The sequence below is a fragment of the Myxococcus sp. AM009 genome (assembly GCF_013372605.1).
Taxonomy (GTDB): Bacteria; Myxococcota; Myxococcia; order Myxococcales; family Myxococcaceae; genus Myxococcus; species Myxococcus vastator.
This window is the reverse complement of the sequence record NZ_JABXEP010000240.1, coordinates 1-8,087: the sequence shown is the minus strand read 5'-3', so window position 1 is coordinate 8,087 and position 8,087 is coordinate 1. Positions and strand designations below refer to the sequence as shown.

The window sequence follows — 8,087 nt, the reverse complement described above, 5'->3', positions numbered from 1 at the left end:
ACACCCCCCACGGAGCCCCCCATGAGCAGCTACCGCATCAAGTCGGGCGACACCCTCTCCCACCTGGCGCAGCGCCACAACACCAGCGTCAGCGCGCTGATGAAGGCGAATCCGCAGATCAAGAACGCGGACCTCATCTACGCCGGCAAGTCGCTGAACATCCCGGGTTCGCGGGACTCCTTCGAGAGCGGCTCCGCGGGCAGCGCGGGTGGCGCCACGGGCGGTGGCAGCAGCGGCGGCGCGCAGGGCGTGCAGGGCCCCAACAGCTCCGGCCCCGGCACCCGCGGCCCCAAGGGCAGCCCCTTCGACATCGCGTCGCAGCACCTGAACAAGAACGCGAGCTCGCTGAAGCTGGAGAAGAACGGCGTGGGCGCGGACATGGAGGACTGGGTCCCCAACAACGTCAACTGCGCCAACTTCGTGTCCGCCGTGCTGGAGCAGTCCGGCCAGATTTCCGACGCGCAGCACGACAACAGCGTGATGGGCCTGATGGCCAAGCTGGACCGGGACCCCAACTTCAAGCGCATCGACCTGAAGGACGCGAAGCCGGGTGACGTGGTCTCCATGAAGACCAACGGCGGCCAGCACGTGGTGATGTTCGCGGGCTGGAAGGACGGCAAGCCGACGTTCATCGGCTCCAACAACGTCAACTCGGATGGCTCGCAGCGCGTCACCATCTCCAGCATGAACTACCCCATCATGGCGGTGCACCAGTACCAGGGCTGAGCACCCGCCCGCAGCCGAGCGAGCACCTCCGGGGCTCCGCGTCCGACCTTCCAGGCGGGCACGGGGCCCCGCTGGCGTTCAAGCGCCCGCGGCGGCTCAGCGCCGGGGCGCCAGCGACAACGCGGCCTGGATGAGCGGGCTGCGCGCGGCCGTCTTCCTCCAGGCGGCGTGGACGGAGCCCGTGCCCGCGCCCGGCAGCGCCTTGGACACCACGCCGGCTTCGCGCGGCCCCCCCGGCAGGAGCGAGGCCAGCAGCGAGAAGCCCAGCCCCGCGGCCACGAAGCCCAGAATCGTCTCCGAGGAGTCCGCCGCGTGCAGGCGCCGGGGCGTGACGCCCGCCCGCGCCAGCGCCGCGAGCTGCAAGTCCCTCAGGTACCGGTCCGTGCTGTAGGCGATGAACGCGTCGTCGCGCAGCTGCTCCAACCGCACCCGCGGACGCTTCGCCTGCGGGTGGTGCGCGGGCAGCACGAGATGGAGCAGCTCGGCACGCGGCTGGATGAGGCGCGCGCGTCCCGGCTCCTCTCCGAGCACGACCCGCTGGCCCCGCCCAAGCCGTGAGCGCTCAGGGCGCGCCGCGGCCCGCGTGCAGGCAGCCCACGGCCTCATCCAGCAGGTCGAGCGCCGCGTCGGACCAGCCCCGGAGCTTCATGCGCGGGGACACCGGCGAGGTGACGGGGATGAGGCCGGCGACGGCGGCGTCCTCGATGAGCTGCGCCTGTTGCTCGGGGTTGAGCTGGGCCCACCGCTTCTCGCGGCTCACGCCCTTGCGCCAGTCGTAGCCATCGCCGGACCACTGCGCGGCCAGCGCGGCGCTCAGGTAGGCCGTGCCGCCATGCTGGTGCTGCCACACATGCGTCAGCTCGTGGACGAGCAGGCCGAAGTCCACGGCCCCGCTCCGAGGCGGGACGAAGACGGTGTTGCCGTGCGCGAAGGCCCGCCCGGGGAGGCCCAGCAGGCCCAGCCGGCCGACCTTCACCCGCACCGCCGCGTAGTTCAGGCTGTCTCCGAAGATGGGCCGTAGGCGGGTGATTTCCTCCACCGTGAGGCGGCGGCCCGGCGGCTCCAGACCGACCAGCACCTGCACCGAGCTGAGCACGCGCCCGCCCACCATCAACACGGCGTCCGCGGGGAGCTGCGCCACGCGCGTCAGGCCCTGGCCCAGTTGAGGCAGTCCCTCGCGAGGCCGGCCGCGCGCGCACTGCGCCACGCCTCCGCCCATCGCCTTCAGCACCACGCCCACGCTGCGAGCCACGCCCACCGACGCGCTCGTGACACCGGTGAGCAGCCCCCGGCCCGCATCCACCAGCCGCTCGGAGAAGGGGGCCGCGTGGCTCATGCCATGTTCCTCAGCGCCCCACCGTCATGGCGCGCAGCCCGGAGAGGCCCATGACGGACTCCACCAACGTGCGCAGCGCGCCCGGGCGCCACGGGCGGGACAGCGCGAAGTGCGTGAGGCTGGAGGCGCTGTAGGCCGCCGCCACCTCGGGACGGAAGTGGGACGACACGAGGATGCGCGGCCCCGACAGGTCCCGGTCCACCAGCCGCGCCAGGAAGGTCGGCACGGCCGCTCGCTCCACGGAGTCCAGGTCCACGACTACCGCCTCCGGCACCACGCCCAGGTCCATCCGGCGGTCCGCCGACGCGATACCCAACGTGGGGACCAGCTCGAAGTCTGACGTCAGCTCGCGGCCCATGGCCAGCCGGAAGAGCGGCTCCTCCGAGACGAGCATCACCCGAGGCCCCTTGGGCGCGCTCCGGTGACGCCGCGCGGGCGCGAAGGCGGGCTCAGCGGTGGGCTCGATGGGAAGACGCAGTGCGCCAGCCTCCACCAGGTGGCGGGCATCGAGGAGGGACTGCGCACGGCGAATCAGGGGGGAGGGGGCGCTGGACACATCGCGACAATAACCAGCAATAGCGGAAATATCAAGCTTTGCTTCAATTCGCGGACCTGGCTCCAGGATTCCTGGACCTTCAAACCCACGGAGTCGGGCGTTTTGACACACCCGTTCAGTGGGTTAAAAGTAACACCTATCCAGGTGTACCGGGTCCGATTTGACCCACACTATTCCACTGGGAATCGCCGCGTCGCTCACTCGAACTCGAGCGCGCGCTGGAAGTCGGCCGGGTTGGAGGCCGCGCTCTGCGCCGTGTCCAGGGTGATGAGCCCCTCCCGGTAGAGCTGCGTCAGGTGCTGGTCGAAGGACTGCATGCCGAACATGTCGCGGCCCTTCTCGATGACGTCCTTCAGCTCGCTGGCGCGGTCGTCGCGGATGTACTGCTCCACCGTCTTCGTCTGCACCATGATTTCCAGCGCCACGGTGCGGCCCTTGCCGCTGGCCCGGGGCAGCAGGCGCTGCGACACCGTGGCCTTGAGGCAGTCCGCCAGGCGCATGCGCACCATCGTCTGCTCTTCGGCGGAGAAGACCGACACCAGGCGGTTGATGGTGCGTGACGCATCCGTCGTGTGCACCGTGGAGAGCACCAGGTGGCCCGTCTCCGACGCCTTGAGCGCGATGTCGATGGTCTCCGTGTCGCGCATCTCGCCCACCAGGATGACGTCCGGGTCCTGGCGCAGCGCCGCGCGCAGCGCAATCGCGAAGCTCTGCGTGTCCGGGCCAATCTCCCGCTGGGAGATGGAGGACTTGATGTTCTTGTAGATGAACTCGATGGGGTCCTCGATGGTGAGGACGTGCAGGTTCTCCGTGCGGTTGATGTGGTCAATCATCGCCGCCAACGTGGAGCTCTTCCCCGACCCCGTCGCGCCCGTCACCAGCACCAGCCCGCGCTCGTTGCCGGCAATCTTCTTCAGCACCTGCGGCAATCCCAGCCCGTCAATGGTTGGGATTTCATCCGGGATGATGCGCAGGATGCACGCCAGCGAGCCCCGCTGCCGGTAGATATTCACCCGGAAGCGCGCCACGCCTGGGAGGCTGTAGGACGCGTCGCACTCCTGAAGCGTGTCGATTTGCTTCTTCACCTCGGGGTCCGACACGACATGGAAGGCCACCTGTCGTGTGTGGTCCGCGTGAAGCTTCTCCATCTTCAAGGGCCGGAGCGCGCCATTGACCCGGTAGATGGGCGGGTCCCCCGGCCGGAAGTGGATGTCCGATGCACCGTTCTGCACACCGACCGCGAGCAGCTTGTTGAGCGTTGCCAGATCCAGGGGAGTGTCCCTCTTCAGCCAGGAGAGCCACGGACTCTAGGCGGACGCGCAACAGATGCACATGGTGTGCAATCAACCCGGGGCGGACACCAGGGTCAGCTCGGCAATCTCAGGCGACGGCCCCAGCCGGAGCGGCGGCCCCCAATAGCCTGTCCCCCGGTGGGTATAGACGCGCACCCCGGCGATGGTGGCAAGTCCACGCACCACCGGCTGCTGCAACTTGATGAAGAACATGAAGGGAAACACCTGTCCGCCGTGCGTGTGCCCGGAAAGCTGCAGGTCCACCATCACCCCAGCCTCCGCCACGCGCAGGGCGGACCGGGGCTGGTGGGCCAACAACAGACGCGGCACGCCGTGGGGCGCCCCGTGCAGCGCCAGCTCCGGACGGCTGGCATGCGAGGCAATGAGGTGCCCCGCGTCGTGGTCCGTCACCCCCGCGATGGTGAGCCGCGCCCCGTCGCGCTCCACCACCCGGTGCTCGTTCTGAAGGACGGTGAGGCCCAGGCGCGCCACCTCCGCCGCCCAGGCCGGCCCCCCGTGGTAGTACTCGTGATTGCCGGTGACGTAGAAGACGCCCAGGGACGCGCGCAGCTCCGAAAGGGGCTTCACCTCGTGCCGCAGCGCCTCCACGGTGCCGTCCACCAGGTCGCCCGTCACCGCCACCACGTCCGGCTGGAGCGCGTTCACCTGCTCCACCACGCGCCGCAGCCAGCGTCCGTCCAACGTGGGCCCCACGTGGATGTCCGAAATCTGCACCACCTTCAGGCCGCTGAGCCCGGGCGCCAGGCCCGCCACCGGCACCGTCACCCGCTCCACCGTCGCCCGGCCACGCGCCGTGATGAAGGCGTACACCACCGCCGGCACCGTCACCCCCACCGCGACCAAGGCCTTGCCCCGGGCCAGGGCCAGCGCGTCCGTCACCACGCTCGACCACGACAGGCCCAGCCCCACCAGGTCCGCGACCACCACCGCGCTCAGCAGGATGCCGAAGGCCCCCAGCCACACGTAGGACGTCCACTGGAGCGCCCGCGTCCAGAGCGTCGGCTCGCGGCGCGACGCCGCCATTCCCACCGGCAGCGACAGGAAGAGCAGCGCCAGCAGGACGGGGCCCAGCCAGGCCCACGGCAGGGGCAGCTGCGGGCTCACGAACAGGCGCACCGCGAGGTACGCGTGCAGCCCGCCCATCAGCGTGAGGATGCCGCCCAGCGACATCAACCACCGCAATGCCAGCGACAGGGGCACTCTGGGCCGCCGGGCCTCCTGCTCCACACCTGGGGTCAGCTCCGCCACGAACGACAACCTCCTCACCGGTGCCAGCCATGACCGCGCCCGGAGCGCGGGGACATAACGGCCGCCTGGGGCCGCTGCCCGGCAACCCGCCCGTACACCAGGCGGGTCAACGCCTCATCTCGTGCACCACACCTAAGCCACGGGCGGCAGGTTGGCGAGCCAGCTACGTTCAAAGCATGAGAACTTCACGTATCTTCACAGCCGCGCTGCTCGCGGCGGCGGGCGCGGCCTGGGCCCAGCCCGTCCAGTACCTGGACCTGCGAACGCCTCGGGTCGCGCTCAACGCGCGCGTCACCGACCGCGACCTCACCAGCCCTGACCTGCAGATCGGCTTCAGCGACGACACCCTGCGAGGCCGCGCCTTCGGCAGGCCCCTCAACCTCACGCTGGACGCCGCGCGGGTCCGAGGCATCTACGGAAGCGGCCCCGTGGACCTGCGGCTGACACAGGAGGAAGGCGGCCTGCGCGCCAAGGGCACGTTCGGCGGGCAGCTCACCGACTTCCAGGTGACGCCGCGGACGTTCAAGGGCGACGTGGGCCGGTGCAGCTACGAGCTCACGGCCTCCGAAGAAGGCCGCTATCAAGGCTGGCGTTCGTGCCTCGCCGGCTTGGAGAACCCGGTGTCGCTGTCGATTCCGCCTGCCATTGGCGGCGACGACGCCCGGCTCGTGGCCACCCTGGCTGTGATTCTGTCGCGGTAGCCCCACCTCGGGGCGGCTATGGTGCACGCCGTTTCCTCACGACGGAGCGCATCCATGGCACGCATGCACGAAGTGGACTTCCACATCTACGGCGAGGACCTGCAGTTCGTCGAGGTGGAGCTGGATCCAGGAGAAGCCGCGGTCGCCGAAGCCGGCACCCTCATGTACATGGAAGACGGCATCGAGATGGAGACCATCTTCGGTGACGGCTCGGAGAAGACGAGCGGCTTCTTCGGCTCGCTGCTGGGCGCGGGCAAGCGCCTGCTGACGGGCGAGTCCCTCTTCACCACCGTCTTCCTCAACAAGAGCGGCCGAGGCAAGCGCAAGGTGTCCTTCGCCGCGCCCTACCCCGGGAAAATCATCCCGGTGAACCTGAGCGAGCTCGGCGGCGAGCTGATCGCGCAGAAGGACAGCTTCCTCGCCGCGGCCAAGGGCGTGACGCTGGGCATCGCCTTCCAGAAGAAGCTGGGCACCGGCCTGTTCGGCGGTGAGGGCTTCATCATGCAGCGGCTCCAGGGTGACGGGCTCGCCTTCATCCACGCCGGTGGCACGCTGCACGAGCGCACGCTGGGCCCCGGTGAGCTGCTGCGCGTGGACACCGGCTGCATCGTCGCGTTCCAGCCCACCGTGGACTACGACATCCAGATGGTGAGCGGCATCAAGACGGCCTTCTTCGGCGGCGAGGGCCTCTTCTTCGCCACGCTGCGCGGCCCCGGCAAGGTGTGGCTCCAGTCGCTCCCCTTCAGCCGGCTCGCGGGCCGCATCCTCTCCGCCTCGCGCCCGGGCGGCGCGACGGGAGAAGGCAGCGTGCTCGGGGGCGTCGGCCTGGGCAGCCTGCTGGGCGACGACTGACGCACCGGGCAGGCCGGCCGCTCGCGGACCGCTATCCGCGACGCCGCCGCGACAGGCCGGCCAGCCCCGCCAGCAGCACCCAGGAGCCCACCACGCCCACGGGCGAGGCGCCGCAGCCACACCCCACGTCGAGCGCCGCGGGCCCCCGAACCTGAAAGCCCGTGGTCCGCGAGCGCGCCGGCACCTGGCTGGAGGTGACGAGGTGCTCCTGCGCCGCGACCTCGTGCGCGCCCACGGACAGCGCGAGCTCGCGGGGCACCTGGTAACGGAAGGCCCCGGTGTCATCGGCCGTCACCGTGGCGACCTCACTGCCGTCCACCTCGATGACCACCGTGGCGCCAGCCGTCGCCGCGCCCGCGAACAGCGGCGTGGAGTCCACCACCTCGCCCTCCGCGGGGACCACCAGCACCGGCCAGCCGTCCTCCGGCACCTGCGTGCCGCCATCTCCCTGGGACGTGCCCGCGTCCTGCTCGGACGTGCCGCCGTCGCCCCCGCCGCTCACCTCCTCGGACTCGAAGCGGATGGGCTGCGAGTAGGGCCCGCTGAGCCCCGCCTCGTTGTGCGAATGGACGGTGACGAAGTGCGGGCCCGGCGCCAGCGGTGTTTCGAACGGCCACTGGTAGCGGAAGCGACCCGCGCCATCCACGGGGATGATGACCTCGGGGCCGTTGTCCACCTCGATGCCCACCGTCAGCCCGTTGGGCGCGACGCCCGCGAACAGCGGCGTGGTCCCCACCGTCTCGCCGTCCCGCGGAATCACCAGGATGGGCTCCACCACCACGCCGCCATCCTCCAGCGTGGCCGCGACGGAGAACGACACGGGCGCGGAGGGCGCGCTGTACGCGCCCAGCGACTCCGCCACCACATGGACCGTGTGCGTGCCGACATCGAGCGGCGCCTGCTCCGGAGGAATGGCCGCGGTGAACAGGCCATCCGCGCCAGCGCCCACCTGAAGCCGCTCGACGTCATCGACGAACACGAGGACCCGGACGCCAGGGTCCGCCCGGCCTTCGAAGCGAGGCCGGTGTGGAAGGCCCACCGCTCCGGACACAGGGGAGATGACAGCCGGCATCCCAGGCGCGCGATAGGCCGCGAGGTATTCCTCGGCGAAGCCCTCGCTCCCCATGCCCGCGCCGTGCGTGCCGCCATCCGCCGTGTTGGTGGTTCCAGCGGCGCCACCCGGCACGCCCCTGGGACACGACGCCGTCACCCCTTGCAGCAGCACGCCGCCGCCACCGCCGCCACCGCCCGGGCCGAGCACCCAGTCCGGGTAGCTGACGTTGCCACCGTTCCCGCCCGCGGCCTGGGCGGTGGCGGCGGTGGCGGCGGCGTGCTGCTGCAAGGGGTGACGGCGT

At 70.6% G+C, this 8,087-nt stretch carries 9 protein-coding genes; 3 read left to right on the top strand and 6 right to left on the bottom strand.

What is annotated here, in order from left to right:
- Nucleotides 1–726 (top strand): LysM peptidoglycan-binding domain-containing protein (locus tag HV824_RS33590; RefSeq protein WP_306465660.1); only part of this gene is annotated, 726 nt, incomplete at its 5' end.
- Nucleotides 727–822: 96 nt separating this feature from the next.
- Here the strand turns inward: HV824_RS33590 and HV824_RS33585 are convergent.
- The 5 genes from HV824_RS33585 to HV824_RS33565 form a co-directional block, all read right to left on the bottom strand.
- Nucleotides 823–1,257, bottom strand: a complete 435-nt coding sequence (locus HV824_RS33585) for a LysR substrate-binding domain-containing protein (protein WP_368738136.1) — start codon at nt 1,255–1,257, stop codon at nt 823–825.
- Nucleotides 1,258–1,288: 31 nt separating this feature from the next.
- Nucleotides 1,289–2,062 (bottom strand): DUF4157 domain-containing protein, encoded by a 774-nt coding sequence (locus HV824_RS33580; RefSeq protein ID WP_176421442.1) that lies wholly within the window; start codon nt 2,060–2,062, stop codon nt 1,289–1,291.
- Between the two features lie 10 nt (nt 2,063–2,072).
- Entirely contained in the window at nt 2,073–2,618 is a 546-nt protein-coding gene (locus tag HV824_RS33575; RefSeq protein ID WP_368671066.1) for a hypothetical protein, read from the bottom strand.
- A 197-nt stretch (nt 2,619–2,815) separates the two neighbouring features.
- Nucleotides 2,816–3,865: a type IV pilus twitching motility protein PilT gene (locus HV824_RS33570; RefSeq protein ID WP_255208548.1), complete on the bottom strand. Its 1,050-nt coding sequence runs from the start codon at nt 3,863–3,865 to the stop codon at nt 2,816–2,818.
- Between the two features lie 96 nt (nt 3,866–3,961).
- A complete protein-coding gene (locus tag HV824_RS33565) occupies nt 3,962–5,179 on the bottom strand; it encodes a metallophosphoesterase (RefSeq protein WP_176425089.1) in 1,218 nt (405 codons plus the stop codon).
- Between the two features lie 176 nt (nt 5,180–5,355).
- On the opposite strand from HV824_RS33565, the gene HV824_RS33560 reads away from it, so the two are divergent.
- Together HV824_RS33560 and HV824_RS33555 are read left to right on the top strand one after the other, a co-directional pair.
- Nucleotides 5,356–5,880 (top strand): hypothetical protein, encoded by a 525-nt coding sequence (locus HV824_RS33560; RefSeq protein ID WP_176421440.1) that lies wholly within the window; start codon nt 5,356–5,358, stop codon nt 5,878–5,880.
- Nucleotides 5,881–5,934: 54 nt separating this feature from the next.
- Nucleotides 5,935–6,732, top strand: coding sequence for a TIGR00266 family protein (locus HV824_RS33555; protein WP_163786341.1), 798 nt, complete (start codon nt 5,935–5,937; stop codon nt 6,730–6,732).
- A gap of 31 nt (nt 6,733–6,763) precedes the next feature.
- Here the strand turns inward: HV824_RS33555 and HV824_RS33550 are convergent.
- The coding region (locus tag HV824_RS33550; protein ID WP_303623447.1) for an MYXO-CTERM sorting domain-containing protein at nt 6,764–8,087 on the bottom strand (1,324 nt) is incomplete at its 5' end.